Origin of the sequence: Nocardiopsis codii, from assembly GCF_036327455.1 — a bacterium.
In the GTDB taxonomy this organism is placed as follows: domain Bacteria; phylum Actinomycetota; class Actinomycetes; order Streptosporangiales; family Streptosporangiaceae; genus Nocardiopsis; species Nocardiopsis codii.
Genome location: NZ_JAUZMY010000081.1, coordinates 1 through 893, shown reverse-complemented (window position 1 = coordinate 893; position 893 = coordinate 1). Strand labels below are relative to the sequence as shown.

General features: G+C 69.7%; 1 protein-coding gene. It reads right to left on the bottom strand.

The genetic code is table 11. The features are described 5' to 3' along the window. Positions 1-893: condensation domain-containing protein (locus Q8791_RS31715; protein ID WP_330095547.1), on the bottom strand; the 893-nt coding region annotated here is incomplete at both ends.

Below are 893 nucleotides of genomic sequence, written 5' to 3'. Positions count from 1 at the left end.
GGTGAGGGTGCCCTGGTCCCAGCGCAGCGCGGTGCGGTCGGGGTGCTGGGCGGTCCGCTCTGCCAGGAGCTTGAGCAGGGTGGTGGGTTCACCCGCGGGGCGGGGTCCTTGTCCCTGGTCGAGAAGGACACGGGTCTCCTCGGCATCGAGGAGGCGCAGGTCGCTGGGCCGGGTGCGTGGGTCGGCGGTGACCTGTTCCAGGACGCGGAGGAGCCGACGTCCGATGGTGTCGGCGGTTTCCTGGTCGAACAGATCTGCCGCGTACTCCACCGACACCCGCATGCCACCATCCGGGTGGAGCCCCACTCCGAAGGACAGATCGAACTTCGCGGTTGTCGCCGGCGCGGGCAAGGCAGTGGATCCCGTGTCAGCGAGCTCCACCCCCAGGTGCTCCGTGTTTCTCTCCCAGTTCACGACGGTTTGGAAGAGGGGGTGTCGTGCGAGGGAGCGTGTGGGGCTGAGTGCTTCGACGACCTGCTCGAAGGGGACGTGGGTGTGGTCGAAGTCCTCCAGGTCCTGCTGGCGGATACGGGCCAGCAGTTCGGTGAAGGTCGGGTTCCCGGACAGGTCGGTGCGCAGGACCAGGGTGTTGACGAAGAACCCGACCAGGTCGTCCAGGGCCTGGTCGTCGCGGCCCGCGACCACCGTGCCGAGAGGGATGTCGTCGCCTGCCCCGAGGCGGGAGAGCAGGACCGCGACCGCGGCCTGCACCGCCATGAAGGGGGTCGCCCCCACGGACCGGGCCACATCCCTCAGCCGCTCGAACACCTGGGCGCCCACCGTGAGCGAGACCCGCCCACCCCGATAGGACGACACCTGGGGGCGCGGCCGGTCGGTGGGCAGCACCAACTCCTCCGGGAGGTCCTGCAGGCGGGTACGCCAGTAGTGCAGTT